Annotated in this window: 1 protein-coding gene; it reads right to left on the bottom strand. The window is 60.8% G+C overall.

Annotation, left to right across the window (positions count from 1 at the left end):
* A partial coding sequence (locus tag KBI52_RS33805; protein ID WP_210804800.1) for an amino acid ABC transporter ATP-binding protein occupies nt 1–586 on the bottom strand: 586 nt, incomplete at both ends.

Here is a 586-nt window from a genome sequence, read left to right as displayed (position 1 = left end):
AACTCGTCGGGTGTGTTCATCTCGACGATCTGTCCGTAATCCATGAAGATCACCCGGTCGGCCACTTGGCGGGCGAAGCCCATCTCGTGGGTGACGCAGAGCATGGTCATGCCCTCGTCGGCCAACCCCACCATGGTGTCGAGCACCTCCTTGACCATCTCGGGATCGAGCGCCGAGGTCGGCTCATCGAACAGCATGATCTTCGGGCTCATGCACAGCGAGCGGGCGATCGCCACGCGCTGCTGCTGGCCGCCGGAGAGCTGGCCGGGATACTTGTTCGCCTGTTCGGGGATCTTGACCCGCTTCAGGTAATGCATGGCGATCTCTTCCGCCTCCTTCTTGGGCATCTTCTTCACCCAGATCGGAGCCAGCGTGCAATTTTCGAGAATCGTCAGGTGCGGGAACAAGTTGAAGTGCTGGAACACCATACCCACGTCGCGACGCACCTCGTCGATCCGCTTGAGATCGTTGGTGAGCTCCGTGCCGTCGACGATGATGCGGCCCTTCTGGTGCTCCTCCAAACGGTTGATGCAGCGGATCATCGTGGACTTGCCGGAGCCCGAGGGACCGCAGATCACGATTCGCT

Origin of the sequence: Microvirga sp. HBU67558 (genome assembly GCF_018069605.1) — a bacterium.
Classification (GTDB): domain Bacteria; phylum Pseudomonadota; class Alphaproteobacteria; order Rhizobiales; family Beijerinckiaceae; genus Microvirga; species Microvirga terrae.
This window is presented reverse-complemented; position numbering and strand designations above follow the sequence as displayed.